Source organism: Paraburkholderia phosphatilytica (genome assembly GCF_003443895.1).
Lineage (GTDB): Bacteria > Pseudomonadota > Gammaproteobacteria > Burkholderiales > Burkholderiaceae > Paraburkholderia > Paraburkholderia phosphatilytica.
In genome coordinates, this window is record NZ_QQOA01000038.1 from 41,218 (window position 1) to 68,085 (window position 26,868).

The following is a 26,868-nucleotide window of genomic DNA, read 5'->3' on the forward strand; positions in this document are numbered from 1 at the left end:
TTTCTTCCTTCGACCGTGCACGAACGTTGCGTGTGATTCGCAGTCGCACGCAGTCATTCGTGCGAATTCGTGCGACATGTACGCGCCGAGGCGCCGCGATGTTCGTCGTGGAAACACCGGCCGCGCGCCGCGGTCCAATAGATCATTACCATCATCAGCGACGCCTTCAGGGAGGTTTCACGAAATGAAGCAAAGTCTGCTGGTCATCCTGTGCGTGCTGGCCGCCGGATGCTCGACTCGCGGCCAGGTCAACCCGGACGTGATGCAGATCGCGACCGCACCGCTCACCTGCGCGAACCCGTCCGAATGCACGCTGTGGTGGCAACGCGCGCAAACGTGGGTCACGTCGCACTCGGCCTATCCGGTCGAGTCCGCCAACGACACGCTGATCCAGACCGCCGGCCCCGAAGGCGGCAAGCGCGCGCTCGCGTACCAGATCACGAAAACGGCGAACAGCGACGGCACCGCAACGATCGGCTTCGCGGCGCACTGCGACAGCTCGCTCGGCTGCAAACCCAACCCGTGGGAAGCCGGCGCGAACTTCAAGCAGTTCGTTCGCAGCGGCACCGCGAGCAAGCTGCCCGGCGAACCCGCAACGGCGCCTGCGTCGACGGATATGAGCAACGCGCCGGCCACGCCGGCGGTATCTCAGTAGGCCGGTTTGTTGTCTTATCTGATCGCGCTACGGAGCAGGCAACTGTTGGGCATTTAAGGTTTTTCTGATTGGACCGGAAGTGGCGGAAACCTGTCGTTATGCCACTTCACTCCCTTGATGAAAAACCGTCATGAAGTTCCGCCTGCTCCTCGCAGCAGCATTTGCCGCCCTGGCGGCAGGCTGCACCAGCTATTGCACGCCCACGGTCAACACCGGCGTCGTCACGCTCTCCGATGGCACGCAAGGCTATCGCGTGATGCGTCAAGGCCTGTTCGAAAGCTCGAACGCCTGTCTCGCGCAAGCGCAGAAAATCTGCCGCGACAGGCAGCCGATGCGTGTGATGTCCGCGGAACATGCCGCTGATGGATTCAAGCCGAATGGCGATCCGCGCGAACTGACGTTCATCTGCGGCACGCCGCGTGCGGCGCAACAACCGGCGGCACAGCCGGCTCCGGCAATGGCCTCGGTTCCGGCGCCCGCGCCGGTCGTCCGCAAGGTCACGCTGCAAGGCGACGCGAATTTCGCAACCGGCAGCGCCGTGCTGACGCCGGCCGCGAAGTCGAGCCTCAATCAGTTCGTGCAGGGTGAGCAAGGCGTGAAACTCCAGCGCCTGGCCATCACTGGCCATACCGACTCGACCGGCTCGGCCACGCTGAACCAGCATCTGCCGCAGGCACGTGCCGCGAGCGTCCAGAACTACCTGATGTCGCAGGGCGTCACGGCGCAGCAATACGACGTGAGCGGCATGGGCAGCGCGCAACCGGTTGCTTCGAACGCCACGGCCGAAGGCCGCTCGCAAAACCGCCGCGTCGAAATCCAGGCGGTTGGTCAGCAGTAACAGTCCCCAACCGGCGACACCCGTCGCCGGTCGCGCGGGGCCTCAATGACCCATTGCAGGCCCCGCGCCCTTCTTCGGCTTCGTGATCCATACGAGGCCAGCCAGCACCACAAATCCCACGCACGAGATCCGGAAGAAATCGTTGGTCGCCATCATGTAGCCCTGCTGCGTGACGATCTCGTTGATCTGCGCCGTAAGGCCTTGTCCCGCGTAACCCAGTCCCGCCAGCGCATTGCTGTACGCCGTCGTATTCGGCGCGTACGAACTCACCGATTCCGCAAGCACCGCATGGTGATAGATCGCGTCGTTTTCCCAGTACGTCGTGCTGATCGCTGTGCCGATCGCGCCCGACAGCGTACGCAGGAAGTTCGACAATCCCGACGCACTCGCCAGCCGTTCATCGGACACGCTTGATAACGTGATCGTCGTCATCGGCACGAAGAAGCACGCAACGCCGATGCCCTGCACGAGGCGCGGCAGAATGACGTGATTGAACGGCACGTCGAGCGTAAACGTCGAGTTCCAGAGCGACACGATCGCGAACACGCAGAACGCAAAACTCGCGACCACCCGCAGATTCAGCCGATGCATGTTGCGCCCGATCATCGGCGACAGCACCAGTGCAAGCAACCCGACCGGCGCCGTCGCGAGCCCGGCCTTGCCGGCCGTGTAGCCCATCACCGTCTGCAGCCAGAGCGGAAAGATCACCACCGATCCGAAGAAGGCCATAAAGCCGAACGAGACGATCAGCGCGCCCAGCGCGAAGTTGCGATCCTTGAACAGCGAGAGATCGACGATTGGCTCCTTCTCGGTCAACTCCCACGCGAGCATGAACGCGATCGCCACCACGGCGATGATCGCGAGCGCGAGAATGAAGCTCGAGTTGAACCAGTCGCGGTCCTTGCCGAGGTCGAGCATCATCTGAAGACACGAAACGCCGATCACGAGCAACGCGAGCCCGATCGCATCGATGCGCTGCCGCGTGGTTTGCGTCTCGCGTCCGCGCAGCAGGAAGAACGCGCAGGCCGCCGAGAACACGCCGATCGGCACGTTGATGTAGAAGATCCACGGCCATGTGTAGTTATCCGTAATATAGCCGCCCATCACCGGCCCGAAGATCGGCGCGACGATCACGGTCATCGCCCACAGGCCGAGCGCGAGACCGCGCTTGTCCGGCGGATAGGAGCGCATCAGGATCGTCTGCGACAGCGGCACCATCGGGCCCGACACCAGACCCTGCAAGAGCCGGAACGCGATCAAGGTTTCGAAGTTCTGCGCGAACCCGCACGCCGCGGATGCCACCGAAAACAGCAGCACGGACAGCGTAAAGAGCCGCACCTCGCCGACCCGCCGCGCAAGCCAGCCCGTCAGCGGCACCGCGATCGCGGACGCCACCGAATACGACGAGATCACCCAGGTACCCTGGCTGTTCGCAACGCCGAGACTGCCGGAGATCGTCGGTACCGCGACGTTCGCGATCGACGTGTCGAGCACTTCCATGAAAGTGCCCAACGCGAGACCGACCGTCAGCAGCGCGAGCGTGCCGCCGGCAAGCGGCGCGGGGGCAGCGGGTGAGGGCACAGGCGCCGCGTCGGGAGAAGGGGGAGGCGGCACCACCGGCGTGTCGGCGGAAGCAGTAGCACTCATGTCTAGGTCGCTCGTCTCTTTCAGAAAAATTCGGAAAACTTGTCTGAACATGGAAATCCGCTGTCTCGGGCACTCCACTTGTATGCCGCTACACCTTCTGCCCAGACAGATAAATACTTGAAACATCGCCCTGAAGTGATGACGTTCAACTACTGCCGTTTATTGCATCAGTCGTCGTCTTCCGGGCGAATTTCTTCTTTGCCGCCTTGCTCACCGCTCGCGCAACTGGCCGGATCGCCGAACTCCGTCCCGTTCGCGATGAATCGCGACAGCAGGCCGATCAGCGTCGCCACGTCGTCCGCGGAAAAGCCGCGCAGCTGATCCTGCAGCACGACCGTCGTGACGGCCGGCAACTGTTGCGCAGCCTCTTTCCCGCGGTCGGTCAGCATCAGCTCGATCATCCGGCGATCCGCCGCACTGCGCGAGCGCACGATGAAGCCCTTCTTCTCCAGCCGGTCGAGCATCCGCGTCATCGAACCGCTGTCGTACGACAGCTTGCGCGACAGGTCGAACGGCGTGTTCGCGTACCCGTAGTTCAGCATCATGATCACGCCGATCTGCGAGGCCGTGAGCCCAAGGGGCTCGACGGCGCGATCCATCCGTTCCATCAACACGTTGCGAGCCTTCGACAGGTAATAGCCGAAGCTTGGCTCGATGGGCAGCTTGCCGGAATTGCAGGGAGCGTCGGTCATGGGAATGGCGCCAGGAAATCGGTACAACGGCGGAACAACGGCGGGACAACGGTTCAGCGCGGAAATTCTATCCGCCCGGATAGCCGGAAAACTGGATAACCCGCCGCGAACTGCGCCGTAGCTCAACCCAAAAACAACAGTCCATCAGACTCGTCGCAAAGTATGTTGCAAGTTAATTGCATAGTCAATATTATGACAGGCAACGAGTTACGCGCTGTGCGCACCCGGAGATGATGTTCTGACCGCTTTGCAGCACGCCGCGCCAAGCCGGCGTGTCGAGGAATCACGCGATGCTGTACCTGAAAAACACCTTTGGCGGCCTGGGCCGTTCATTGACCGAATCCGCCGTCCAGGCCTTCCAGGGCCCACATCGCTGGTGGAAGCTCGCGCTGTACGTGGCAATGTTCATCCTGCCCGGCGGATCGCTCGGTGTGTTGCTGATCGCGTGGTTCGACGGTCGTCGCGGTAAAGCCCAGTCGGCCTGCGCGTCGCGCACGGAAATCGCGGCGAGCCGCGGCGCAGCGGGGCGGGTCACACGCTCCTCGTAACATCGCGTAATCACCACGCCGCAACGGGTATCGCTTCGCGCACGCGAGCCGCATTACCCTTTCAATCCGGCACACCGGGCAACCGGCTGCGCTACCATTCCGGGACCGTTGCAGGTCCCGTCGCTTTTCATCCTCAGACGGTTCGCCCACCACTCGCGACGGCCCGACAGGAATCCACTTGCATGCTGCTTGATCGAACTTCGCGCGCGTCGAAGCGGGCGTCCTTCTCCACGTCGCTCCCGCCGTCCCCGCTACGCAGTGCGGCTTCCGTCGCGGCTTCCGTCGCGGCTACCGTTGCGGTCGTCGCCGCGTTTGCCGTCGCGCTCACGGGCTGCGCCGTCGGCCCCGACTACAAGCGGCCGGACGCCGCCGTGCCTGCCGCCTACAAGGAAGCGCCGGCCGGCTGGAAGGTCGCGCAGCCGGGCGACCAGCAGGATCGCGGCGCGTGGTGGGCGATCTACGACGACGCGCAGCTGAACACGCTCGAAGACCGCCTGAACGCCTCGAACCAGAGCATCGCGCAGTACGCGGCCGCGTACCGGCAGGCGCGGGCGCTGGTCGGCGAGGCGAGGGCGGCGTACTTCCCGGTGGTCAGCGGCTCGGCCTCGATAACGCGTTCGCGCACGCCGTTCCGCTCGGGCTCGACGTCGGCATCGTCGTCCGGCGCCGGCGGGTCGGGCGTGATCGGCAACAGCTACGACCTGTCGCTCGACGCAACCTGGGAACCGGATCTGTGGGGCAAGGTGAGCCGCACGGTGGCTGCCGAGCAGGCCGGCCAGCAGGGCGCCGCGGCGGATCTCGCGAACGCGCGCCTGTCCGCGCAGGCCACGCTCGCGCAGACGTACTTCTCGCTGCGCTCGCTCGACGCGATGCAGAAGCTGCTCGACGACACCGTCGAGTCGTACAGGCGCTCGCTGCAACTCACGCAGAACCAGTACGCACAGGGCGTGGCCGCGCGCTCGGACGTGATCCAGGCGCAATCGCAGCTGCAGTCGGCGCAGGCGGCCGCGATCGACAACGGCGTGCAGCGCGCGCAGGACGAACACGCGATCGCCGTGCTGATCGGCGAACCGGCATCCACATTCACGCTCCCGCCGTCGCCGCTGGCCGCCACGCCGCCCGTGGTCCCGACGCAGTTGCCGTCGGCGCTGCTCGAACGGCGGCCCGACATCGCATCGGCGGAACGCAAGGCGGCGGCGGCAAACGAGCAGATCGGCGTCGCGATGTCGGCGTTCTTCCCGTCGCTCACGCTGTCCGCGAGCGGCGGCTTCGAAAGCTCGGTGTTCTCGCAGCTGCTGCAGATGCCGTCGCGCTTCTGGACGCTCGGTCCGTCGCTGGCCGGCACGATCTTCGACGCCGGTCTGCGCAGCGCGCAGGTCGACGCCGCGCGCGCCGCCTACGACCAGCAGGTCGCCACCTATCGGCAGACCGTGCTGTCCGCGTTCCAGGACGTCGAAGACAACCTCGCGTCGCTGCGCATCCTCGAGCAGGAAATCGTCGTGCAGCGGCAGGCCGTCGATTCGGCAAAGCAGGCGCTCGACATCGTCACCAACGAGTACAGGCAGGGCACCGTCGGCTATCTGAACGTGCTGACCGCGCAGACCACGGCCTTCACCGCCGAGCAGAAGCTCGCGAGCATCGCGGGTAACCGGATGGTGTCGTCGGTGGGACTGGTGAAAGCGCTCGGCGGAGGATGGGACGTCTCCCAGATGAGTCGCGAAACCGGTGACATCGCGGCGCCGGCAGCCGCGCCCGTGCCGGCGTCAGACAGCGCCTCGAGCGCCAAGGCAGGATCCGCCTCCGCCAGCAGCACCGTCGCGGTCAAATAGCGCGCTGAGCGCTTATCGAAAGAACGTCAACGCGATCGTATTCGGCCCGCTCGGCCGCCCGAGCAGATTCAGCAGTCCCGCTAGATTGTCGTGCGCCTCGGGCGTCGAGCTCGCGGTACCCTGAAACGACATCGACCCGCCCTGCGACATCCCATGGCCGTTGAGCAGCAACGGTCCTTTGAGCGTCGACAGATCGAAGGTCGCATTCGGCCCCTGCGCCTGCATCTGCACCCGGTACGATCCGAGCGGCTTCACCTGCGACACGCGCGAACTCATGTCGCTGAGCGTCACGGTCAGCTGGCCGAACGCCTCGCGGCCGAAGGTGCGCCAGTCGGTCCATGACAGTTCGACGCGGCCATCCAGATCGAGCGTATTGAAGGGCGCGCCGAGGCCGGTCAAAAGCGATGCCGGCACCTTGATCGTGCCGGAGGTAAGCGTCGCCGCCCGCAGTGTCGCGTCCACATTCACCGGGTCCGGCATCGCGTCGCTCTCGCGCATCGTCATCCGCACGTGGCCAGTGAAGAGCGGCCAGAACGCCGTCGTCCATTCGATGCGGCCAGGCAGTAGCGTCGCGCCGGCCGGATCGGAGCCCGCGGCGAGCATCAGCATCGCGGAGCCTTTCCACAGCGAGCCTTGCGGGTCGACCATGTTGACGTGACCGCCCGTCGTCTTCGCGAACTGCGGCGCGATCCAGGCCGCGGGCAGCATCACGAGCAGCGTCACCACGACCGATACCGTACCCAGCAGCACCCACGGCAGCGCGGCGCGGATCCGCCGCATCCAGTTGTTCATGCGTGGTGGTCCTGTCGATACACGGTCATCGCGTTGCCGTCGAAGGTTGCAGCGACGCCGTCAGGTCGACCTGGCCGTCGGCCTTCAACGCGGTGGCGTGCACTTCGACCACCTGCACCTTCAACTGGCGCCGCGCATCGTTGAGCCACACGGTCCACTCCGGGAACGACGCGTTCTTCAGCGTGATCTGGATCGCGTTGCCGATCACCTGCACCTGCGTGGGCGTGAGGCCATGGTCGTTCAGCGACGCCGTCAACGCGTCGCGCAGCGCGCCGCCAGTCGGCGCGACGCCTTGCACCGACGCCGACAGCGTACGGGCTTCGTTCGCCTCCGCGGTCATCTGCGCGAGCTGCTTCTGCAGCGCGGGCAACTCCGCGCGCAGCGTCGCGCGGCCCTGCTGCGCGGGCGCCCACAGCACCGACCACGCGACCACCACCGCGACCGCCGCCCCGCCCCAGGTCAGCAGCGCCTTCTCGCGCTCGTTGCGGGCGCCCCAGAACACGCCCCAGGTTTCACCGAGTGCTGTCTTCATTGTCCGTTCCTGATGGTCCATTTGCCGGTGTTGCTGTCGATCGCGCCCGACAGCCCGTTGCGCGCGAGCCGCTGGGTCAGATCGGGGTCGACCTTCGTTTCCGGCTTGAAGGTCACGTCGAGCCGGCGGTCGTGATAGTCGAGCGCCGCGATGCCGTTCACCGGGATCGGCCCGAGCGAACGCGCGAGGCCGTCGGCGAGCGGCAGGAAGTCGTCGGGCGAAAGCTCGCCTGCCGCGACCCGCAATTGCTGGACCTGGCGCGCCATCTGGCCGGGCGCGTCGAGCACGACCGTGGTCTTCGGGAACGCGTTGAGGAGCATTTCGGTCATCTGCGCTTCGATCGCGTCGCGCTGCCGCGACAGCATCAGCCACTGCACGTTCGCACCGATGATCGCGACGACGACCGCGCCGATCGCGAGCAGGATCGGCAGCCGCAGACGCCGCAGCGTCGCACGGTCGAGACGCCACGGCTGCACGGCGAACTCGAACTGGCACAGGTCGAAGCGGCATTCGAGCGCGCGCCGCGCGAGCGTCTCGAACGGCAGCGGATGCGCGCCCGGGATCGCCGCCGGCTGGCCCGCGCCGGCGAGACGCGGCTCGTTGCCCGGCAGGTCGCTCAGCACGTACAGCGCGACGGGCGCGTCCATCGCGAGCGCGGCGAGTGTCGACGCGACCGCCTCCGCCGGCACCGCAAGGCCTTCGCCTTGCGGGCCGCGCGCGATCGCGAGTTCGACGCGCGGCGGTCCCACCTGGAGTGCGCCTTCCAGCAGCAGCGCGGGCGCGGTCATCGTGACGTTGCCGAGCACGGCCGCGACGAGCGGCGTGGTGTGCGGCACCGCGTCGATATCGGCGGACACGGGCTCAGCGGTCTCGCCGTCCGCGCCGACCAGCGCGGGCTCCGCCACCGGTTCGGTCAGCGCGATCGTGGCCGTCGGCAGACAGCGCGTGACCGGCACCGCGCGCACGCCGCGATGCCCGGCGGTCGTGAACGCCTCGACGAGAAACCGGAACCAGCCGCGATCGATCACCGCGAGCAGCTGCCGGCCGCCGTCAAGCGGCTTTGGGTCGACCGCGATGTGGCAGGTCTGCGGATCCTGGATCAGCTGGTCCTCGACGACGTTCGGCAACGCCTGGCGCAGCCGCGGCCCCTTGAGCGGCGGCAGCGTGGTGGCGAGCGTCAGGAGATCGCGCGCGGCGACCATCAGCACGGTCGAACTCGCGCGCGGCAACAGCCCGAGCGCCGACCGTCCAGCGCGCTGCGTGCGACCGGATTTGTCGAGCAGCAGGAACGGCATGTCCGGCAGTTGCCATTCCTGCGAAGGCACCGCCGGATCACGCGGGGGCAGTAGGACGATCAGCGTGCTCAAAGGCCACTCTCTTTCGTTCAGAGGTTGTCAGGATTGGTCCAGCACCCGGACGATACGCGTCGTATGCGTCAGCGCATCGCGATACACGAGCGTGGTCCGGTCCACTTCCGCGCGTTCGTGCTGCACGCGGCCATGCACGAAAAAATAACTCGTCGTCACATCCATCTCGTTCGGGTTGACCGCGGTTTCCTGGACGCCCGCTCCGGTCAGCGCGAGCTGCACGTCGCCCGTGTTGTGGAAGAACACCGTCTCGCGCCGCGCGACGAACGCCTGCGCCGCCGACAGGCTCATGCCCGGCACGATCGCCGCGACCACTTCGGCCGGCGCCGTGTTCATGTTCACCGGCGTCACCGTGGGCAGCATCGTCACGAACGGGCGCAGCCGCGCGACGGTCTCCGGCGAGTAGCCGGGCACGTCGAGCAGCGAGTCGACGGAGGTGAACTGGAGCGGCGCGACGGCGGCGTTGTCGTCGCCATCTTCGAGACCCGGGTTGTCCGTGAAATTGCCGCCGCCGACTGCGCCGCCGCCGAGCACCGGTGCGTTGGTGCCCGACGTCGCGGTGTTCACCGTGGACTGAAAACGTGTCGCCGACTGCGCAAGACTTGCGCGCACAGCCACCGCCGTGTTTTTCGCGAGCTGGCCGTTGATGCCGAGCAGCTGCAGCAGCCGCTGGAACGCCTCGATCTCCTGCAGATTCAGCTGCAGCGAGCCGGGGGCCGGGCTCGACACGAGGTCATGCAGATTGAAGCGCGCCTGCGCGTCTTCGATCGAGCCGGACAGGTACGTTTCGGCGCCTTCCTGCGCGCGCACTTCGCCGATCCGTCCGAGGAAATCGGAGAGCCGCGTGCGCGCGATCGGCACGCCCCACACACCGCCGAGCCACGTGACACCGCCCGACGTATCGCCCTCCGAACGCAGGATCAGACGCGTCCAGTCGAGTGCGCCGCGCGAGACCCACAATGCCTGCGACATCAGGCGCTGGTTTTCGATGCGGCGGATCTGCACCTGCTCGCGCCACAGGATGCCGGACACGAGAATGGCCGACAGCGCGACGACCAGCAGCGCGGTGATGATCGCGGCGCCGGACTGCCGTTCGCGTTCGCGGCGCGCGTTGCGGCGACCCGGTGCGCCACGCATCCTGCGCGTCCGAACCGCACCGACCGCCTGCCGCCTGTTGCCGTCGCCCATCATGCCGTCATCCTTCCTCGCGCATGAACCACCGGTGCCGCGGTCTTCATCGTACTCGCCTGCACGCCGCACCCATGTATCCGCCACGCCGCCATGCTTACGGACTTCATCACCCGATACGCGCGCATCGCGTCACTCTCCGACGAGGAATACGCGCACGACCGGTCGCGCCAGCGACGTCGCGCCGATCGACACCTCGACGCCGGTCACCGACCGCGGCATCGGCACATTGCCGAGCTGCGGCACTTTCAGGTTGTTGATGTTCTCCGTCACCGCGTTGCGCACGTCCTGCATATTCGTCGTCCAGCCGACCTTCGGCACGTAGAGCCGCGCCGAGATCGAGCCGACGCCGCCCATCAGCGTCACCGAGCTCCAGTCGGCCGTCATGCCGCCGTTCACCGCGCGGCGCAGCTCGCCGACGTTGGACACCGGCGGCGATGCATAACGCACGATGTGGCCGCCCGAGATCCGGTAGCGCACCACCATCAGCCGCGGCGCCGAGCCCGGAATATCCCAGCGCCGCACGATCTGCAGCATGTTGCTGCTGATCGATACCGCGGACGAGCCGGATTCGTCGTCGGACGTGGCGGACCGTGCGTCGATGCGCATCTGGTCGAACGTCTGCGCGAACACGCGCTCGTCTTCCATCGCGTTCGTGATCGTCTGGCGGCCGCGGATGATCTGGTCGAGGCCGCGCCACGCCAGCACGGCGATCACCGCGAGGATCGCGATCGCGACCAGCAGCTCGATCAGCGTGAAGCCGCGCGAGCCGGCCGCCGCGAGCCGGCGGCGCGCGCCGTACTTCGGGCGCTGCGGGCGCGGGGTCACCCGCGTCCCCGCGCACGGCGCCGATGCCGCACGACGGTCACAGCGAACGGCTCGTTTCATTCGCCACCACCGTCACCATCTGCGCCAGATTGCCGGTGCGGCCGGGCGTCGAAACCGTTACCTCGACGCGGCGGAACACCGGGTTCGGCGTCGACGTCACGTTTTCCGTACAGGTCAGTTGCAGGTTGCCCTGCGAGCAGTCGAAACTCTGCGAGCCGACGTCCGGCCACGCGTGATCCAGATGCAGCCGCGCGAGCGCGTTGTCCGCGCTCCAGCCGGCGAGCAGCCGTCCGTGCAGTTCCGATTCGCTCGCGGCAAGACTGCCGACCGCTCGCAGCGACGCCGCCAGCGCGATCGCGATGATCGCGAGCGCCACCAACACTTCGATCATCGTGAAGCCACGCATGCGCGCGGCGGAAGATGCACGCGGCATGTCAGTGCACCTCGAAGCGGCCGCTGCCGTTGCTGACGATGGTCGCGCGGCCGACTGCCGAGTAGAGCGTGATCTGCACGGGCGCATCGATCGCCTCGGTGCCGAACACGATGCGATCGGGGCTCGAATCCGAACCCGGATAGCTGATCGCGACGCCCGTCACGCCGCCTTCCCAGCGGCGTGGTCCGAGCAGGTCGTCGCGCATCGGCCGCCAGCCGTCGTCGGTATGCAGGTCGAAGCGAAAACCGCCGTTCACCGGCAGCCACGCGATCGGCCGGTCGCGCACCTGGGCTTCATCGTTCGCGGACTCGAACAGCAGCGCGAGCCGCTGCGCCTCCTCATTCAGGTCCGTGCGCGGATTGCGCGTGAGCGCGAGCGACGCGAGCGACACCAGCAGCCCCGCGATCACCAGCACCACGAGCATCTCGAGCAGCGTGAAGCCCGCTTGCGTGTGCCCGCGCCGCCGCAACGATCCACGCGCGGACGGCGCGAGACCGCGCGGCCGCGATAAACGCGGACGCGCCGTCACGCCATGCGAGCGGATCGCGCGGACGATGTCAACCGGGCGGGGCAGGGACAGGTGCATGACGACGGCTCAGGTAGCGCTCATGTAGCACTCATTTGGCACTCGTTTGGCACTCAGGCAGCAGCGACACGCGTCGCGACGCACGGCTACTGCCACGACCCGATGTCGGCGTCGTTCCCTTCGCCGCCCGGTTTGCCGTCGGCACCATAGCTGAACACGTCGATCTCGCCGTGCACGCCCGGATTCAGATACTGGTAGGAGTTGCCCCACGGATCGTTCGGCAGGCGTTCAAGATAGCCGCCTTCTTTCCAGTCGTTCGGCACCGGATCGGTGGAGGGTTTTTCGATCAGCGCGTGCAGGCCCTGCTCCTGGGTCGGATAGCGGCCGTTGTCGAGCCGGTACAGTTTGAGCGCCTGCATGATGGTGCCGATGTCCTGTTTCGCGGCGACACGACGAGCTTCATCGGGACGACTCATGATCTTCGGTACGATCAACGCGGCGAGAATGCCGAGGATCGCGATCACCACCATGATTTCGATCAGCGTGAAGCCACGTTGACGGCGGCGAGCCACTTCGGCTGCCGCGCGGCGATTCGTCCACATCTGCATAACTTGCTACCTCTTTGAATTGAGTTTGGCGATGGATGCCGTGACATCCTGCATCGATACGAGCCGGTTCTGCCTTGCTTTTTCGATCCAGGCGCTGACGCGCGGCTTACGCCCGGCCGGCCATTTTAATGTTGTTGGATGGACCGTTTTCGATCGATCGCAAATTTCACAATAGTCCGTACAATGCTGCGTATGAACGCACTCCAAGTCCGCCTCCTCTCCCTTGCGCTCTTCGTCGTGTTCTGCGTGACTGTCGCCTACTGGGCGGTCACATTGTCCTCGACACCGCGCGGGCCACTGCCCGCCGCCGCCGCGCATTCCGAACTGCCCACCGACCAGGCCTCGACGCTGTTCGGTGGCCAGCTGCAGCGTGCCGCGAATCAGGACATCCACCTGTTCGGCGTGCTCGCATTGCAGGGCGGCGCTGCCGCGATCATCAGCACCGGCGGCGAACCGCCGCATGCCGTCTCGCTGGGCGGCTCGATCATGCAGGGTACGACACTCTCCGAAGTGCGCGCCCGCTCGATCGTCATCGACCGCCACGGCGTGCATTCCGAAATCTTTCTGCCGGCTAACGGCGCCGGCCCCACCATCTACGTTCGCTGATCGTCCCGCTGACAACCGTCGTCACTGCACGAGGTTGTTCAGCTCGATGATCGGCATCATCACCGCCAGCACGATCACCAGCACGACGCCGCCCATCGCGAGAATCAGCAGCGGCTCGAGCAGGCTCGTGAGGAACATCGTGCGGCGTTCGAGCTCGCGCGATTCGCCTTCGGCGGCGCGGTCGAGCATCGTCGTCACGTCGCCAGTCGCTTCGCCCGAACGGATCAGGTGCACGAGCACCGGCGGAAATGTCTTTGTGTTGCCGAGCGCGCGCGACAGCGACGTGCCTTCGCGCACCCGCACGATCGCATCGTCCACGTTGCCCTGCATCGCGCGGTTGCTGAGCGTTTCGCTCGCCGCCTGCAGCGCGCGCAGGATCGGCACGCCGGCAGCGGTCAGAATGCCGAGCGTGCTCGCGAAACGCACCGTGTTGTAGCCGCGCACCAGCTTGCCGACGAGCGGCGCGGTCAGCACCCAGCGGTCGAACGCGAAACGCGGCCCGGTCTGCGAAAGAATGCCGCGCACCACGTAGATCACCACGAGCAGCGCGATCAGCATCGCCCACCACCAGTGCCGCACGAATCCCGACAGCGCCATCATCATGATGGTGAGAAACGGCAGCTGCTGCTTGGTGCTGACGAACACGTTCACCACCTGCGGCACCACATAGCTCAGCAGGAACGTGACGATGCCGAACGCGATCAGCGTGACGATGGCCGGATAGGTGAAGGCCAGCACGATCTTCTGCTTCAGCGCGTTGCGCTGCTCGATGTAGTCCGCGAGACGCGACAGCACAAGACCCAGCTTGCCGGTGTGCTCGCCGGCGGCGACCAGCGCGCGATAGATGTCCGGAAAATCGCGCGGATGTTCGGCGAGCGCGTTGGCGAGCGAATGGCCGCCCAGCACTTCCGCGCGGATCGCCGCCATCAGTTCGCGGATGTAGTCGCGCTCCGCCTGTTCGGTCAGCACGGACAGTGCCTCGCCGAGCGGCAGGCCCGCGATCAGCAGGCTGGCGAGCTGGCGCGTGAGGATCGCCTGTTCGCGCTGCGACAGCCGGCGCCCGAGCGCGAGCCGCTGCTGCCGCTCGCCGCGCGTGCGGCTTGCAGCAGGTTCGACGACAAGCGGTGTCAGTCCCTGGGTGCGCAGCTGCGTGCGCGCGTTGCGCGCGCTGTCCGCATCGAGCACGCCTTTCTGCGGCTTGCCCGCCGCATCGATCGCTTCGAACCGGAAAGCCGGCATTTCAGACCCCGCCCGTCACGCGGATCACTTCCTCGAGCGAGGTGATGCCCGCGGCGAGCCAGCGATCGCCGTCCTCGCGCAACGTCCGCATGCCCTGCGCGCGGCCGGCTCCGAGAATCTCCGCGTCGGCTGCGTTGCGGTGAACGAGCGAGCGGATCTGGTCGTCGATGGTCAGGAGTTCGTACACGCCGCGACGGCCGATATAACCGGTCTGCCCGCATTTGTCGCAGCCGACCGGATGCCACTGCACGTGGCCGTCTTCCACTCGCTGCTGCTTGCAGTGCGGACACAGCTGCCGCACGAGACGCTGCGCGAGCACGCCCAGCAGCGACGACGCGAGCAGATACGGTTCGACGCCCATGTCGGTGAGACGCGTGACGGCGGATGCCGCGTCGTTCGTGTGCAGCGTCGCGAGCACGAGGTGACCCGTGAGCGACGCCTGCACGGCGATCTGCGCGGTTTCGAGGTCGCGGATTTCACCGATCATGATGATGTCCGGATCCTGACGAAGAATGGAGCGCAGCGCACGGGCGAACGTCATGCCGATCCGTTCGTTGACCTGCGTCTGGCCGATGCCGGACAGATCGTATTCGATCGGGTCTTCGACCGTCATGATGTTGGTCGTCTGCGTTTCGAGTCGCGACATCGACGCGTAGAGCGTGGTCGTCTTGCCCGAACCCGTCGGACCGGTGACGAGCACGATGCCGTGCGGCCTGGCGATCAGGCGGTCGAATTTCGCGAGCGTATCGGCGCCCATGCCGAGCGCTTCGAGGTTCAGTCGCTGCGCATCTTTTTCGAGCAGACGCAGCACGGCGCGTTCGCCGTGACCCGTCGGCAGCGTCGACACCCGCACGTCCACCGGCCGGCCGCCCACGCGCAGCGTGATCCGGCCATCCTGCGGCAGACGTTTCTCCGCGATGTCGAGCTGCGCCATGATCTTGATCCGCGAGATCAGCGCGCCGTGCAGCGCTTTCTTCGGCCGCACGACGTCGCGCAGCGTGCCGTCCACGCGAAAGCGCACCACCGATGCATTCTCGAACGGCTCGATGTGAATATCGGAAGCCTGCTCGCGTGCCGCTTGCGTCAGCAGCGCGTTGATCATCCGGATGATCGGCGCATCGTCTTCCGACTCGAGCAGATCCTCGACCTCGGGGATCTCCTGCATCAACCTCGACAGATCGACTTCGCCTTCGAGTTCGCCCACCACCTGCGCCGCGGTGCCGTCCTGGCGCGCGTACGCCTGGTTGATCGCGAGCGCGAGTTCGTCGGCCGGCAGTCGCACCACCGACAGCGCGCCGAAATTGCGCGCGATTTCCGCCAGCGCCGCATCGCTCGTGCGTTCGCTGATCCAGACTTCGATCGTGTCGGCGTGCTGATGCGCGACCAGCACCTGGCCGTTGCGCGCGAAACCGTACGGCACGAGCCGCGCCGCGAGCGGCGAGGGCGCGTCGCGGACTGCTGCGGTCGATGCCAGTGACGGCGTGCTCACGGCTTGGCTCCTGGTGATGCGGTCGTACCTTGCGTGGCCGGCGCGGTTTGCTGCGGCACGTATTGCTGCTGTTGCGGCTGGTTCGGCTGCGCCGGTTCCTGCTGCAACGGTGCCGCCGACGGCGCGGTGTTCGGCAGCGCGAATCCATTGACCGCGGGATTGGTCTGCGCCGGGATCGGCGGCGCATTCGGATCGCGCGTCATGTCGTTGTAGTTCAGCAAATTCTGCGCCGGCGCGCCGCCGCCTTCGGCCGGTCCGAGCGGCGCGGGCGGAATCTGCGGCGTGTCGCTGTCCTTGATCACGCGGTTATCCGTGCGGAACTGGTTCTGCTCGGAACGCATGTAATCGTAGCGGCTCTGCGCGATCGCCGCGGCATCGCCACGATCGCGCACGATCACCGGCCGCAGGAACACCATCAGGTTGGTCTTGGTGCGCGCCTTGTTTTCCGAACGGAACAGCTGGCCGATCCACGGAATGTCGCCGAGCAGCGGCACCTTGCTGTTGCCGCCCGAGTAGTTGTCCTGCATCAGGCCGCCGAGCACGATGATCTCGCCGTTATCCGCGAGAATCGTGGATTGCAGTGCCTGTTTGTCGATCGTCACGCCGCCCGGGTTGTTCACGGTGGTCGCATCGACGGACGACACTTCAGTATAGAGCTGCAGTTTCAGGATGCCGCCTTCGGTGATCTGCGGCTTCACGTGCAGCACGGTACCGACGTCTTCGCGGTCGAACGTGTTGAACGCGCTGACGGACGTCGTGGTGTTCGCCGTCGGCGTGGCGTACGAACCGGTCACGATCGGCACGTTCTGGCCGACCACGATCTTCGCTTCCTGGTTGTCGAGCGTGATCAGGTTCGGCGTGGACAGCACGTTCGCGTCGCTGGAACTCGACAGCGCCTGCAGCAGGCCGCCCAGACCGAGCACGTTGCCGAAGCGGTGCAAGAGGCCGATGTTCAGGCCGTTCGGCAGCAGGCCGCTCGCGCTCGAACTGAGCGCCGAAGCCGTGTTCCCCGCGATCGCCGCGCCCTGCGCGGTCAGGTCGACGATGCTCGAATTGCCGGAGCCGAAGTTCGAGCCGCCGTACACCGCGTTGTTGCCGCTGCCCGACAGCAGCGCACCCTGCCACTGGATCCCGAGGTTCGATGCCTTGGTCGCGGTGAGCTGCACGATCAGCGCTTCGATATACACCTGCGCGCGGCGCGCATCGAGCTGCTCGATCACGTTGCGCAGATTCCGGTACACCGGCTCCGACGCGGTGATGATCAGCGAGTTGGTGGCCGGATCCGCCTGGATCATGCCGCCGGGCTGGTTGTCGTTCTCTTCGTCCTTGTTGCTCGAGAACGAGCCGCCTTCGCTGTTGGCCTGGCTGTTGCCGCCGCCGAGCGGACTCGCATTGCTGCCACTGCCGCCGCCGCTCATCGACGACGGCAGCGGCGGGGTGCCCGACGTACCGGTGGACGAGTTGCTGCCGAGGCCGCTGCTGCTGTTGTTGCGGTTGAACGACTCGGCGCTGTTGTTCGACGACGAGTTGTCGTTGCCGCCCTTGCCGAGCATGCCGCGCAGCGTCTTCGCGAGCGCGGTTGCGTCGGCATTGCGCAGCGGCACGACGTGGATGTTGCCGGGCTCGGCGGTCGGTGCGTCGATCTGCTTCGCGAGCGTCTTCGCGGCCGCGAGCCGCGACGGGTTCGATGCGCGGATCAGCAGCGAGTTGGTGCGCGGGTCCGCGGTAACGGACACCTTCAGGGTCGCATCCGTGCTGCCGATCACGCCCGGGTCCAACATCTTCGAGAGCTGCTGCGCGGCATCGAGTGCGTTCGCATTCTTCAGCGGAACGACGACGACCTGCTGACCCGCGGCGGTATCCACCCCTGCGATGATCTGCGCGATGCGGCGGACGTTGTCCGCGTAGTCGGTCACGACGAGCGTGTTGTTGCCCGGGTAGGCTGCGATCGTGTTGTTCGGCGAGATCAGCGGACGCAGCACCGGCAGCAGGTTGTTCGCGGATTCATTCCTCAGCTGGAACACCTGCGTGACGACCTGGTCGCCGCGCGCGGTCGGCGCGTTGCCGACGTAGGTGGGCACGCCCTGAAGCTTGGCATCCGCCTCGGGCACGACCTTCAGTACGCCGTGATCCTGGACGAGCGCGAAACCCTGCATGCGCAATGCGGACTGCAGCGTTTTCAGCGCCTGCTCCTCCGGTACCGGATTCTCCGACACCAGATTCAACTGCCCCTTGACCCGCGGGTCGACGATGATCGTCTTGCCGGTTGCCGCGCCGATCGCCTTGGCGACCTGGTCGATATCCGCGTTGACAAAATTAAGCGTTACCTGCGCGAAAGCAGCCTGCGCGGTAAGGATTCCAGCCACCAGCAGCGCCGCAGCGATGCGACGCTTTGCCATAGGGTTTCGTTTCATGGGGTTAGTAGTCGAAGCAAACGGCGAATGGCTGCGAACAAAAAACGCGCGGTGTCTGTCGGCGACCCGGTAAGCCTTGCTTCACGGGCGTCGGACCCTCGGTGCGCCGCTCCCATCGGCACATCCTTTGGGTCAAATGTGACAATGTCCGAAAAACGTGAACAGTACCAGTTTTTCGTGTCTCTTTTGTCACAAAACCACGAGCCCCGACAGATTGTTCTAAGCGCATTGTCTTACTGTCAAGTTGACGATCATTCCTAAGCCTTACACGAAATAATATTTCGCGAAGCGCTAGCCCCTGTTTGACGGGCCTCAGGAGCTGTCTCCCGCTGCCGTTAATACGAATAGTGGGATCATGCAGCGAACTTATGTCGGTTAGCCAACTTTGCCGACCCCGGGACTGCCGGTATGATACGAGCGGGTCGGTCCCCGGCCATCCGTATGTCGTTACGGGTTTTCCCGCGGACCATCCCCACTGAGCGCTTGCGCGTCCCTGATCTGTTCGCACGACTGGTTGCATCCGCACCGTCCGCGTGGCCCGGTCAGCTCCTCCATTGCCTGAGTGTGATCGACCGATGAAACCCGCCTATACCTTCGTTGTCGCCGCGTTGAGCGCGCTGCTCGCGAGCGCGCCGGCGCACGCCGACTGCTTCGACGAGGCGGCGAACTATCAGAAAGTCAATCCGCTCATCCTGCGCGCGATCGCGTGGCAGGAGTCGCACAACCGCGGCGACGCATTGCACAAGAACGCCAACGGTTCGATCGACTACGGCGTGATGCAGATCAACTCGATCCATCTGTCCACGCTCGCGCAGTACGGGATCACCACCGGCACGCTGATGGAGCCGTGCAAGAACGTGTACATCGCCGCATGGCATCTGCGCCAGCAGATGAACAAGTACGGCAACACGTGGCGCGCCGTCGGCGCCTACCATTCCGAAACGCCGGCGCTACGCGACGAGTACGCGCGGCAAATCGTCGGGATTCTCCAGAAGTGGAAGCTGCTGCAGGCGCAGCGCTGAACCGGACGCGCTCCCTGACGTCTGCCGTCGGTCTCCTCCGTCCGGCGTTTGATGCACAATGCGGCTTCAAGCCGCGCCTTCTATTCCGCCAGCCTTTCGCCGCCTGATTCATTGCGCGGTCGGCCGGTCGCGTCGGTGCCGTTTTCTCCCTCTTTTCGTGTCCGATCTGCGATGAACCAGCCGCCACTGCCTGTCACCGTGCTCTCCGGTTTTTCCGGCGCGGGCAAAACCACGCTCCTCGATCACCTGCTTGCGAACCGGGCAGGGCGGCGCGTCGCAGCGATTGCCGGTGGTGATCTGCTCGACGAGGTGCGACGCATCGCGGCAAGCGGGCAATTCGACGCGATCGTCGTCGCCGCGGCCAGCGATGCGGATCCGCAGGCGATCGCCGAAGCGTTCGTGTTCACGGACGAAGCAGACGAACACGGACACTCGGTATTGCTGTCGGACCTCGTGCGTCTCGACACGATGGTGACCGTCGTCGATGCGGCGAATTTCCTGCGCGATCACGCATGCGCCGATGCGCTGTCCGAACGCGGCCTCGCGACTGCGGAAGACGACGATCGCACGGTCGTAGAACTGTTGACCGAGCAGATCGAGTTTGCCGACGTGTTCGTCGTGAACAAGGCCGATCTCGTGTCCGCCGACGATCTGACTCGCCTGCAGCACATCCTCGCCGAAATCAATCCGCGCGCAGTGCAGCTCGTGAGCCGCTTCGGACAGGTGAGCATCGACGAAGTGCTCGATACGAAGCGCTTCGACTTCGATGCAACGTCAGGCGCGGCAGGCTGGCTCGCCGCGCTCGAACATGACCACGATCGCGATCACGCGCATGGCGATGCGTCGCATGATCATTCGGATCACGAAGCAGATGAATTCTGCATCGGTCATATCGTGTACCGCGCGCGCCGGCCGTTTCATCCACAGCGCTTATGGAATCTGCTGCACGAAGAATGGAAAGGCGTGCTGCGCAGCAAGGGTTTTTTCTGGCTTGCCACGCGCAATGACTACGGCGGCTCGCTTTCGCAGGCGGGCGGTGCGTGTCGTCACGGGCCGGCCGGCATGTGGTGGGCTGCGCAGGACCGCAGCGAGTGGCCGGATGGCGACGATGAACTCGCCGCAGAAATCGCCGCGGACTGGTATGGCGATCCCGACGACACGACGATCGGCGACCGGCGCCAGGAGCTCGTGCTGATCGGCGTGAATCTGGATGCGGCGGCGTGGCGAGCGAAATTCGACGCGTGTCTGCTCACCGACGCGGAATATGCCACCGGTCCGGATGCCTGGCAGCACTACGCAGATCCGTTCCCGGAATGGGATTTCGACGACGAACACGACGACTCCGACGAGCACCACCATCATCACCATCACGGCCACGATCACCATCACTAGGCGCCGAGCGTGACGAAAACGCCGGACGAAAAAAAACCCGCCGTTGGCGGGTTTCTTTCGGCGGGTGTCAACCCCGCAAAGCAGCAATCTGCTTAGCGCTTGTTAACAGCGTCCTTGAACGCCTTGCCAGCCGTGAACTTGACGGTCTTGGCAGCCGGAATCTTGATGGTTTCACCGGTCTTCGGGTTACGGCCCGTACGTGCCGCACGCTTGCCCGAACCGAAGCTGCCGAAACCGATCAGCTGTACCGAATCCCCCTTCGACACAGACTTCTTGATCACTTCGAGAAGCGTATCCAGCGTTTCGCCGGTTTGAGCTTTGCTAGCGCCCGTCTGTCCTGCGACGGCGTCGATCAGTTCCTGTTTGTTCATTAAGGTTCCTTTCTGGGTTTAGGTTGACACGAACAGCGCGAACGCGCCGATTATACGTGCGCGCCGCGCGCCGTCGAGCAGCATCGGATCCGGATCGTTCCGGACGATCGCGTCGCGAATTGGTTGCGCGCGCCCCGTGCTGCCGCGTCCCGCTGCGGCGCCTGCTATGATAGCGCAGCGCAAACCCAATCTGGATAAGGGTTTCGAAGAATTACGCAGGGTTTGAGAAGCCTATTCGGGATTCCCCCAACTCCTGTGTCCTAACCATCCGGAAAGCGCGTCGAAATACCGCTCCGGCCGCGCGCGGCGTTGGTTTTTGCCAACGTTGGACCACGCCGAAACCGTTGCCTGGCGGTGCTTTCAGCGATTTTTGACGTAGCGCCGGCTGCCGCGAACCAGTTCGGATCACCTGGCGTTTGCTGCCCGCACTCTCTTTCGCACGCCGCATGACCGACCCGCTGATCCCCGCCACGCTCGAATTTCTCGCCGACGGCACGCTGTTTTCCCGGCTGTACGACGACGTTTATCACAGCGTGGCCGGCGGTCTCGCGCAGTCAGAATTCGTGTTCCTGAAGGGTAATGGGCTGCCCGAACGCTGGCGGCGGCGTCGCGTTTTCACGGTGGTGGAAACCGGCTTCGGCACAGGCATCAACTTCCTCGCCAGCTGGGCAGCGTGGCGCCGCGACGCAGCGCGGTGCGAGCGGCTGCATTTCGTGTCGGTGGAAAAGCATCCGTTGCGGGCGGCCGATCTGCGCCGCGCGCACGACGCGACGATCGCCGATCCGGCCGTCCGCGCGCTGGCCGGCGAACTCGCCGACGCCTGGCCGACGCTTGTGCCTGGCATGCAGCGGCTCGAATTCGAGGGCGGCCGCGTAACGCTGACGCTCGCGCTCGGCGATGCGCTCGACATGCTGCCGGCGCTCTCTCTGCGCGCCGATGCGTTCTATCTCGACGGCTTCTCGCCGGCGAAGAATCCCGAACTGTGGACACCGGCGATCTTTAAAGCGCTGGCGCGGATGGCGGACATCGGGGCGACGTTCTCGACCTGGAGCAGTTCGGGCGAGGTCAAGCGCGGCATGCAGGAAGCCGGCTTCAGCTGGCGCAAGGTCGACGGCTTCGGCTTCAAGCGCACGATGCTGGTCGGCGAATTCGCGCCACCGTGGCGGGTGCGGCGTTACGAACCGCCTGCAGCGTTTGACGTCGATGAAAGGCGCGCGGTCGTCATCGGCGGCGGCCTGGCCGGCTGCGCGCTTGTCGAACGGCTGGCCGCGCGCGGCTGGCACGTGACGTTACTCGAGCGTCATGCCGCGTTGGCGCGCGATGCATCCGGCAATCCAGCCGGCGTGTTTCATCCGATGATCTCGCGCGACGACAGCGTCGCGTCGCGCATCACACGCGCCGGATTTCTCTACGCATTACGCCGATGGGACGCGCTGCAACGCAGCAGTTCGCATGCCGAATCGTCGCTTGCCGGTCGTGCGCTTGCGACAGGTCTCCTGCACATCGCCGCCAGCGACGACGAAGCGCAGCTCATCCACAGCGCGCTCGCATCGTTTGGGTATCCCGACGATTTCGTCATACCCGTTTCGCCCGACGAAGCGCGCCGCATCGCGGGCACGGAGGTCACGCGCGGCGGCTGGTTCTATCCGCGCGGCGGTTCGGTCAGCCCCGCGGCGATCTGTGCGGCGCAATGCGACGCTGCCGGCGAGCGACTCGAACGGCGCTTCAACGTGCAGGTCGACCGGATCGAACGGGATGGTTCGCACTGGGCGGTCTATGACTCGACGGGACAGCTCGCCGCGCGCGCCGGTCGTGATCGTCGCGAGCGCGCACGATGCGGCGCGTATCGCCGGTCTGCACCACGCGGCCACGCGCATCGTGCGCGGCCAGCTCACGCTGATGCCGCCCGGCAGCATCGCCGCACTCGCCGTGCCGGTGATCGGCGAAGGCTACGCGGTGCCGATCGCAAACGGCACGACGCTGATCGGCGCCACCTACGAAGTCGACGACGACGATCCGGCGATCCGGCCGCCTGGACACATCGAGAATATCGAGCGCGTCGGTACGATGCTGCCGGGTTTTGCCGCGGCTGCCGATCAGGCAGAGCCGGAAGGCGGTTGGGAAGGGCGCGTCGCATTCCGTTGCGTCACCTCTGATCGCATCCCCATGCTCGGCCAGCTCGTCGACGAAACCATTGCGTTCAGTCAGGCGCAGCAGCTGCGTGGCGCCTGGCCGCGCGACCTGCCACGCGCGCCTGGTCTCTTCGGCGCATTCGCTTACGGTTCGCGGGGCCTCGTCTGGTCGACGCTCGGCGCCGAACTGATCGCGTCGCAACTCGAAGGCGAGCCATGGCCGATCGAGCGCGAGCTCGCCGAAGCGATGGATCCCGCACGCTATCTGCTGCGCGTGCTCCGTCAGCGCAAGGCCGACTGATCCTTCCCCTACGCGCGCCCGCGCATCCTCTCCTTTCGCGATACCTCGCTCGATCCGTCAACGCCGCATCGAAGTTATCCACGCCGATCTGTGGATAAGCCCAGGAATTGCGTGCGCAACGCATGTGGAACCCATGTGGACGTAAACGGGGTAACTCATGCTTGTCATCTTGGCGCCGAAAAGTTACCAGGACTTCCTGGTCGCTGCCGCACATGCTGTGCTTCGGGTTATGCGGTCCGCAAATGAATGATTCGTTTCTGTTTACCGGCGTTATCCACAGCCGCGACGGACCCTTGTTAACTTCTACTACGTATACATACAGGTAAACCTTCAAGTAAAGCGCCAACGCGCTGCCGATCGAACCGCCGTGAAGCACAAAACAGGAAAACGACCCGCACTCCATCGGGCATCCCTTCGCAAACCATGAACACAGGCGAGTGAAGCAGAGACACGTCGTGACGGTCGATTTTTCCTGAAGAGCGACTTTTAGCGTCAGATTTACCGTTTTGAGCGGAACTTCGGCGCTGTTGGCTCCATTTCGAAACGGGTATGGCACAATCGCCGTTCTTCACACGCACCGAAGCCGCGCCAGGCGGCTTCGAAGCGTCCACGGGAACGGTTGCCGGTTCGCCGCAATCTGAGGTTCAGGCAGCGTTCATTCCATTCATGTCCGGGCCGACGGCTTGCGTCGGCTCGCATCGAACCCGCCGTTCGCACGTTTCGCGAAGCCGGTGCGTTCGTGTTCCAGTCCATCCGATCGTTGACGAGTCGCAACGCAGGTCGGCGTGAGACGATCGCGATCAGGAATGCGACTGGCGTTGCCGTCTGTCCTGTCTGTCGGCTGGTCGCTGCTGTTTTCGCTGGTTTGCGCTGCCCTCGCATTGCTGCAAAAGGAGAAGCCACCACGATGAAGTCGGCGTTTTCATTTTTCCCGGGCTGGCCTCTTTTGCCCGATGCCATTTTCTGGGCAGGCCTCGCGTTGCTGGCCGCCGGGCTCTGCGGCGAGCTGCTCTATCGCGCGTGGCATCTGCCGCGCATCACCGGCTATGGCGTGATCGGTCTGATCGCCGGCGCGGCGGGAAGCGGCGTGATCGACGTGCAGTCCGCGATCACCGCGCGGCCGCTGCTCGATGTCGCACTCGGTCTGCTGCTGTTCGAGCTCGGCAGCCGTCTCGATCTGCGCTGGATCCGCCGTAGTCCTTGGCTGATCCTGTCGAGTCTCGCCGAATCCACGCTGACGTTCGCGCTGGTGCTCGCCGTGCTGCTGTTCCTGCACGTTCCGACGCTGGTCGCGATGGTGCTCGCGTCGATCGCGATGGCGACTTCGCCGGCCATGGTGATCCAGCTGAAGACCGAACTGCGCGCGGAAGGTCAGGTTACGCAGCGGCTCCTGACGCTTACGGGCCTCAACAGCATGTATGCGGTGGTGATCGAAAAGCTCGCGTCGAGCCTGCTGCACCAGGAGGTCTACGGCAACGTGTTCGCGACGATCCTGCAACCGCTCTATCTGCTGGTCGGTTCGCTGATCCTCGCGTACCTGCTCGCGCGCGCGTGCAACTTTTTCTATCACCATATGAGCCTTCAGGACGAACACTCGTTCGTCGCTCTGTTCGGTCTCGTACTGCTGGCAATCGCGGTCGCGCACATCTTCAAGCTGTCGACCATCCTGTGCCTGCTCGCGGCCGGCATCATCGTGAAGAACATGGAACCGCGGCCGCAGTTGTGGCCCGAGCACTTCGGCACGGCCGGGTGGCTGCTCACCGTGATCCTGTTCGTGCTGACGCTGACGTCGTTCGAATGGCGGGACATCGCGCTGGGCGGTGTCGCGGCGCTCGGCCTGATCGTCGCGCGGCTGATCGGCAAGCTGGTGGGCGTGCTCGCGTTCGCGAAGCCGAGCGGGCTCGACTGGAAACAGGGCATGGCGCTCGGCCTGTCGCTGACGCCAATGTCGGCGCTCGCGTATCTGCTCGTCGACGATACGTACGCGCTGTACCCGAACTTCGATCCGCTGCTGCGCGCGGTGGTGATGTGCTCGATCGTCGTGCTGCAGATCGTGGGGCCGTGGCTCGTGTACCGCAGTCTGGCGCTCGTCGGCGAGCGCCGCGAATAACGCAAAGGTGTCATGCGCGCCCGCTGGCGCGCGACTCGTTTGGATCATGAAACCGGCCGGGGCGCCCACCGCGCAACCGGCCGAACTGACTCAGGGGACGCCATGTCACTCGAACCCTTCGTCGATTCGAAGCCGTTTACCTTCGGCATCGAACTCGAAATGCAGATCGTCAACACGCACGACTATGATCTGACCAAAGCCGCGACCGACCTTTTACGCCTCATCAAGGACGAGAAGGTGCCGGGCAACATCACGCCGGAAATCACCGAAAGCATGATCGAGCTGTCGACCGGTATCTGCGAGACGCATGAGCAGGCGGTGGCCGATCTGCGGACGATCCGCGACGTGCTGGTGGGCGCGGCGGACCGGTTGAACGTGGGCCTGTGCGGCGGCGGCACGCACGCATTCCAGCAGTGGAGCGAGCGCCAGATCGTCGATTCGCCGCGCTTCCAGTTCCTGTCCGAACTCTACGGTTACCTTGCAAAGCAGTTCACGGTGTTCGGCCAGCACGTGCACATCGGCTGCCCGAACCCGGACAGCGCGCTGTTCCTGCTGCATTCGATGTCGCGCTTCATCCCGCATTTCATCGCGCTGTCGGCGTCGTCGCCGTTCGTGCAGGGCGTGGACACCGGCTTTCACTCCGCGCGGCTCAACTCGGTGTTCGCATTTCCGCTATCAGGCCGCGCGCCGTACGGGCTGACATGGAACGGTTTCGAGGAGTACTTCTCGAAGATGGTCCGCACGGGCGTCGTCAACAGCATGAAGGACTTCTACTGGGATATCCGGCCGAAGCCCGGTTTCGGCACGATCGAAGTTCGTGTGATGGATACGCCGCTTTCCGTCGACCGCGCCGCGGCGATCGCCTGCTACATCCAGACGCTCGCGCGCCATCTGCTGGTCGACCGGCCGCTCACGCCGAAGGAAGACGACTACCTGGTCTATACGTTCAACCGCTTCGAGGCCTGCCGCTTCGGGCTGGCTGGCACCTGCATCGATCCGCAGACGGGCGAGCGCCGCACGATTTCGGAGGACATTATTGCGACGCTGGAACGAATCGCGCCACACGCCGATGTGCTCGGGTCGCACGAGGCACTACGCGAAGTCGGGGCGATCGCCCGTAGTCAGGTGAACGATGCGACCTGGCTGCGCGAAACCGTCGCTCATAGTCGTTCGCTGCACGAAGCGGTCCGTCAGCAGTGCCTGCAATGGCGCGCCTAGGGAAACGCTGATTTATTCGGCTCGGCAGTCATCGCTGACGGGGCCGAGGACGTTGTAGAAAGAAGCTCACGGAACGGTCCCACAGTCATGA

At 65.3% G+C, this 26,868-nt stretch carries 23 protein-coding genes and 1 pseudogene; 10 read left to right on the plus strand and 14 right to left on the minus strand.

The window, feature by feature from the left end:
- The first annotated feature begins 184 nt into the window (after nucleotides 1-184).
- Both DVS29_RS29135 and DVS29_RS29140 read left to right on the plus strand, forming a co-directional pair.
- Entirely contained in the window at nucleotides 185-655 is a 471-nt protein-coding gene (locus DVS29_RS29135; RefSeq protein WP_118184004.1) for a hypothetical protein, read from the plus strand.
- Between the two features lie 130 nt (nucleotides 656-785).
- Nucleotides 786-1,493, plus strand: a complete 708-nt coding sequence (locus DVS29_RS29140) for an OmpA family protein (RefSeq protein WP_118184005.1) — start codon at nucleotides 786-788, stop codon at nucleotides 1,491-1,493.
- Nucleotides 1,494-1,535: 42 nt separating this feature from the next.
- On the opposite strand, the gene DVS29_RS29145 is transcribed toward DVS29_RS29140, so the two are convergent.
- Nucleotides 1,536-3,140 (minus strand): DHA2 family efflux MFS transporter permease subunit, encoded by a 1,605-nt coding sequence (locus DVS29_RS29145; RefSeq protein ID WP_118184006.1) that lies wholly within the window; start codon nucleotides 3,138-3,140, stop codon nucleotides 1,536-1,538.
- Between the two features lie 167 nt (nucleotides 3,141-3,307).
- Entirely contained in the window at nucleotides 3,308-3,832 is a 525-nt protein-coding gene (locus tag DVS29_RS29150; RefSeq protein ID WP_118184007.1) for a MarR family winged helix-turn-helix transcriptional regulator, read from the minus strand.
- A gap of 290 nt (nucleotides 3,833-4,122) precedes the next feature.
- Here DVS29_RS29150 and DVS29_RS29155 point away from each other — a divergent pair, with 290 nt between their 5' ends.
- Nucleotides 4,123-4,380 carry a hypothetical protein gene (locus DVS29_RS29155; protein WP_118184008.1) on the plus strand — a complete coding sequence of 86 codons (258 nt, stop codon included), beginning with the start codon at nucleotides 4,123-4,125 and terminating at the stop codon, nucleotides 4,378-4,380.
- 182 nt (nucleotides 4,381-4,562) lie between these two features.
- On the plus strand, nucleotides 4,563-6,209 hold the full coding sequence (locus DVS29_RS29160; protein ID WP_118184009.1) for an efflux transporter outer membrane subunit: 1,647 nt from the start codon (nucleotides 4,563-4,565) through the stop codon (nucleotides 6,207-6,209).
- A 12-nt stretch (nucleotides 6,210-6,221) separates the two neighbouring features.
- Here DVS29_RS29160 and DVS29_RS29165 read toward each other — a convergent pair whose 3' ends face one another.
- The 8 genes from DVS29_RS29165 to gspG form a co-directional block, all read right to left on the minus strand.
- Nucleotides 6,222-7,001, minus strand: coding sequence for a type II secretion system protein N (locus tag DVS29_RS29165; RefSeq protein WP_118184010.1), 780 nt, complete (start codon nucleotides 6,999-7,001; stop codon nucleotides 6,222-6,224).
- Between the two features lie 25 nt (nucleotides 7,002-7,026).
- Nucleotides 7,027-7,533: a type II secretion system protein GspM gene (gspM, locus tag DVS29_RS29170; RefSeq protein ID WP_118184011.1), complete on the minus strand. Its 507-nt coding sequence runs from the start codon at nucleotides 7,531-7,533 to the stop codon at nucleotides 7,027-7,029.
- A complete protein-coding gene (gene gspL, locus DVS29_RS29175; protein ID WP_118184012.1) occupies nucleotides 7,530-8,900 on the minus strand; it encodes a type II secretion system protein GspL in 1,371 nt (456 codons plus the stop codon). The genes gspM and gspL overlap by 4 nt, the downstream gene beginning before the upstream one ends.
- A 27-nt stretch (nucleotides 8,901-8,927) precedes the next feature.
- Nucleotides 8,928-10,037: a type II secretion system minor pseudopilin GspK gene (gene gspK / locus DVS29_RS29180; RefSeq protein ID WP_118184027.1), complete on the minus strand. Its 1,110-nt coding sequence runs from the start codon at nucleotides 10,035-10,037 to the stop codon at nucleotides 8,928-8,930.
- A gap of 183 nt (nucleotides 10,038-10,220) precedes the next feature.
- The gene (locus DVS29_RS29185; RefSeq protein ID WP_118184013.1) at nucleotides 10,221-10,976 is read right to left on the minus strand and encodes a PulJ/GspJ family protein; all 756 of its coding nucleotides are present in this window, start codon (nucleotides 10,974-10,976) and stop codon (nucleotides 10,221-10,223) included.
- The gene (gspI, locus tag DVS29_RS29190; protein ID WP_118184014.1) at nucleotides 10,954-11,349 is read right to left on the minus strand and encodes a type II secretion system minor pseudopilin GspI; all 396 of its coding nucleotides are present in this window, start codon (nucleotides 11,347-11,349) and stop codon (nucleotides 10,954-10,956) included. The genes DVS29_RS29185 and gspI overlap by 23 nt, the downstream gene beginning before the upstream one ends.
- 1 nt (nucleotide 11,350) lies before the next feature.
- Nucleotides 11,351-11,935: a GspH/FimT family pseudopilin gene (locus tag DVS29_RS29195; RefSeq protein ID WP_118184015.1), complete on the minus strand. Its 585-nt coding sequence runs from the start codon at nucleotides 11,933-11,935 to the stop codon at nucleotides 11,351-11,353.
- A gap of 86 nt (nucleotides 11,936-12,021) precedes the next feature.
- Entirely contained in the window at nucleotides 12,022-12,483 is a 462-nt protein-coding gene (gene gspG, locus DVS29_RS29200; RefSeq protein ID WP_118184016.1) for a type II secretion system major pseudopilin GspG, read from the minus strand.
- 183 nt (nucleotides 12,484-12,666) lie between these two features.
- On the opposite strand from gspG, the gene DVS29_RS29205 reads away from it, so the two are divergent.
- Nucleotides 12,667-13,089: a general secretion pathway protein GspC gene (locus DVS29_RS29205; protein WP_205962536.1), complete on the plus strand. Its 423-nt coding sequence runs from the start codon at nucleotides 12,667-12,669 to the stop codon at nucleotides 13,087-13,089.
- A 21-nt stretch (nucleotides 13,090-13,110) separates the two neighbouring features.
- Here the strand turns inward: DVS29_RS29205 and gspF are convergent, their stop codons facing one another.
- From gspF to gspD, 3 genes are read right to left on the minus strand one after another with little or no spacing between them, the layout of a single operon-like run.
- Nucleotides 13,111-14,328 carry a type II secretion system inner membrane protein GspF gene (gspF, locus tag DVS29_RS29210; protein WP_118184017.1) on the minus strand — a complete coding sequence of 406 codons (1,218 nt, stop codon included), beginning with the start codon at nucleotides 14,326-14,328 and terminating at the stop codon, nucleotides 13,111-13,113.
- 1 nt (nucleotide 14,329) lies between these two features.
- Nucleotides 14,330-15,817 (minus strand): type II secretion system ATPase GspE, encoded by a 1,488-nt coding sequence (gene gspE / locus DVS29_RS29215; protein ID WP_118184018.1) that lies wholly within the window; start codon nucleotides 15,815-15,817, stop codon nucleotides 14,330-14,332.
- On the minus strand, nucleotides 15,814-18,216 hold the full coding sequence (gene gspD / locus DVS29_RS29220; RefSeq protein ID WP_118184019.1) for a type II secretion system secretin GspD: 2,403 nt from the start codon (nucleotides 18,214-18,216) through the stop codon (nucleotides 15,814-15,816). The genes gspE and gspD overlap by 4 nt, the downstream gene beginning before the upstream one ends.
- 590 nt (nucleotides 18,217-18,806) lie before the next feature.
- On the opposite strand from gspD, the gene DVS29_RS29225 reads away from it, so the two are divergent.
- Together DVS29_RS29225 and DVS29_RS29230 are read left to right on the plus strand one after the other, a co-directional pair.
- On the plus strand, nucleotides 18,807-19,253 hold the full coding sequence (locus tag DVS29_RS29225; RefSeq protein ID WP_118184020.1) for a lytic transglycosylase domain-containing protein: 447 nt from the start codon (nucleotides 18,807-18,809) through the stop codon (nucleotides 19,251-19,253).
- Between the two features lie 171 nt (nucleotides 19,254-19,424).
- Nucleotides 19,425-20,645: a GTP-binding protein gene (locus DVS29_RS29230; protein ID WP_118184021.1), complete on the plus strand. Its 1,221-nt coding sequence runs from the start codon at nucleotides 19,425-19,427 to the stop codon at nucleotides 20,643-20,645.
- Nucleotides 20,646-20,737: 92 nt separating this feature from the next.
- Here the strand turns inward: DVS29_RS29230 and DVS29_RS29235 are convergent, their stop codons facing one another.
- Complete coding sequence (locus tag DVS29_RS29235) at nucleotides 20,738-21,016, minus strand: HU family DNA-binding protein (protein WP_118184022.1); 279 nt, start codon at nucleotides 21,014-21,016, stop codon at nucleotides 20,738-20,740.
- A 446-nt stretch (nucleotides 21,017-21,462) separates the two neighbouring features.
- Here DVS29_RS29235 and mnmC point away from each other — a divergent pair.
- The 3 genes and pseudogenes from mnmC (at nucleotide 21,463) to DVS29_RS29250 (ending at nucleotide 26,777) form a co-directional block, all read left to right on the plus strand.
- A pseudogene (gene mnmC, locus DVS29_RS29240) lies at nucleotides 21,463-23,449 on the plus strand (bifunctional tRNA (5-methylaminomethyl-2-thiouridine)(34)-methyltransferase MnmC2/FAD-dependent 5-carboxymethylaminomethyl-2-thiouridine(34) oxidoreductase MnmC1).
- Between the two features lie 907 nt (nucleotides 23,450-24,356).
- Entirely contained in the window at nucleotides 24,357-25,559 is a 1,203-nt protein-coding gene (locus DVS29_RS29245) for a cation:proton antiporter (protein ID WP_118184023.1), read from the plus strand.
- 102 nt (nucleotides 25,560-25,661) lie between these two features.
- Nucleotides 25,662-26,777, plus strand: coding sequence for a YbdK family carboxylate-amine ligase (locus tag DVS29_RS29250; protein ID WP_118184024.1), 1,116 nt, complete (start codon nucleotides 25,662-25,664; stop codon nucleotides 26,775-26,777).
- Nucleotides 26,778-26,868 lie beyond the last annotated feature (91 nt).

What these genes read in the sequence shown, in the direction of transcription:
- DVS29_RS29135 (WP_118184004.1), top strand. Translation starts at nt 185, where the DNA reads ATGAAGCAAAGTCTGCTGGTCATCCTGTGCGTGCTGGCCGCCGGATGC.
- DVS29_RS29140 (WP_118184005.1), top strand. Translation starts at nt 786, where the DNA reads ATGAAGTTCCGCCTGCTCCTCGCAGCAGCATTTGCCGCCCTGGCGGCA.
- DVS29_RS29145 (WP_118184006.1), bottom strand. Translation starts at nt 3,140, where the DNA reads ATGAGTGCTACTGCTTCCGCCGACACGCCGGTGGTGCCGCCTCCCCCT.
- DVS29_RS29150 (WP_118184007.1), bottom strand. Translation starts at nt 3,832, where the DNA reads ATGACCGACGCTCCCTGCAATTCCGGCAAGCTGCCCATCGAGCCAAGC.
- DVS29_RS29155 (WP_118184008.1), top strand. Translation starts at nt 4,123, where the DNA reads ATGCTGTACCTGAAAAACACCTTTGGCGGCCTGGGCCGTTCATTGACC.
- DVS29_RS29160 (WP_118184009.1), top strand. Translation starts at nt 4,563, where the DNA reads ATGCTGCTTGATCGAACTTCGCGCGCGTCGAAGCGGGCGTCCTTCTCC.
- DVS29_RS29165 (WP_118184010.1), bottom strand. Translation starts at nt 7,001, where the DNA reads ATGAACAACTGGATGCGGCGGATCCGCGCCGCGCTGCCGTGGGTGCTG.
- gspM (WP_118184011.1), bottom strand. Translation starts at nt 7,533, where the DNA reads ATGAAGACAGCACTCGGTGAAACCTGGGGCGTGTTCTGGGGCGCCCGC.
- gspK (WP_118184027.1), bottom strand. Translation starts at nt 10,037, where the DNA reads ATGCGTGGCGCACCGGGTCGCCGCAACGCGCGCCGCGAACGCGAACGG.
- DVS29_RS29185 (WP_118184013.1), bottom strand. Translation starts at nt 10,976, where the DNA reads ATGAAACGAGCCGTTCGCTGTGACCGTCGTGCGGCATCGGCGCCGTGC.
- gspI (WP_118184014.1), bottom strand. Translation starts at nt 11,349, where the DNA reads ATGCCGCGTGCATCTTCCGCCGCGCGCATGCGTGGCTTCACGATGATC.
- DVS29_RS29195 (WP_118184015.1), bottom strand. Translation starts at nt 11,935, where the DNA reads ATGCACCTGTCCCTGCCCCGCCCGGTTGACATCGTCCGCGCGATCCGC.
- gspG (WP_118184016.1), bottom strand. Translation starts at nt 12,483, where the DNA reads ATGCAGATGTGGACGAATCGCCGCGCGGCAGCCGAAGTGGCTCGCCGC.
- DVS29_RS29205 (WP_205962536.1), top strand. Translation starts at nt 12,667, where the DNA reads ATGCTGCGTATGAACGCACTCCAAGTCCGCCTCCTCTCCCTTGCGCTC.
- gspF (WP_118184017.1), bottom strand. Translation starts at nt 14,328, where the DNA reads ATGCCGGCTTTCCGGTTCGAAGCGATCGATGCGGCGGGCAAGCCGCAG.
- gspD (WP_118184019.1), bottom strand. Translation starts at nt 18,216, where the DNA reads ATGGCAAAGCGTCGCATCGCTGCGGCGCTGCTGGTGGCTGGAATCCTT.
- DVS29_RS29225 (WP_118184020.1), top strand. Translation starts at nt 18,807, where the DNA reads ATGAAACCCGCCTATACCTTCGTTGTCGCCGCGTTGAGCGCGCTGCTC.
- DVS29_RS29230 (WP_118184021.1), top strand. Translation starts at nt 19,425, where the DNA reads ATGAACCAGCCGCCACTGCCTGTCACCGTGCTCTCCGGTTTTTCCGGC.
- DVS29_RS29235 (WP_118184022.1), bottom strand. Translation starts at nt 21,016, where the DNA reads ATGAACAAACAGGAACTGATCGACGCCGTCGCAGGACAGACGGGCGCT.
- DVS29_RS29245 (WP_118184023.1), top strand. Translation starts at nt 24,357, where the DNA reads ATGAAGTCGGCGTTTTCATTTTTCCCGGGCTGGCCTCTTTTGCCCGAT.
- DVS29_RS29250 (WP_118184024.1), top strand. Translation starts at nt 25,662, where the DNA reads ATGTCACTCGAACCCTTCGTCGATTCGAAGCCGTTTACCTTCGGCATC.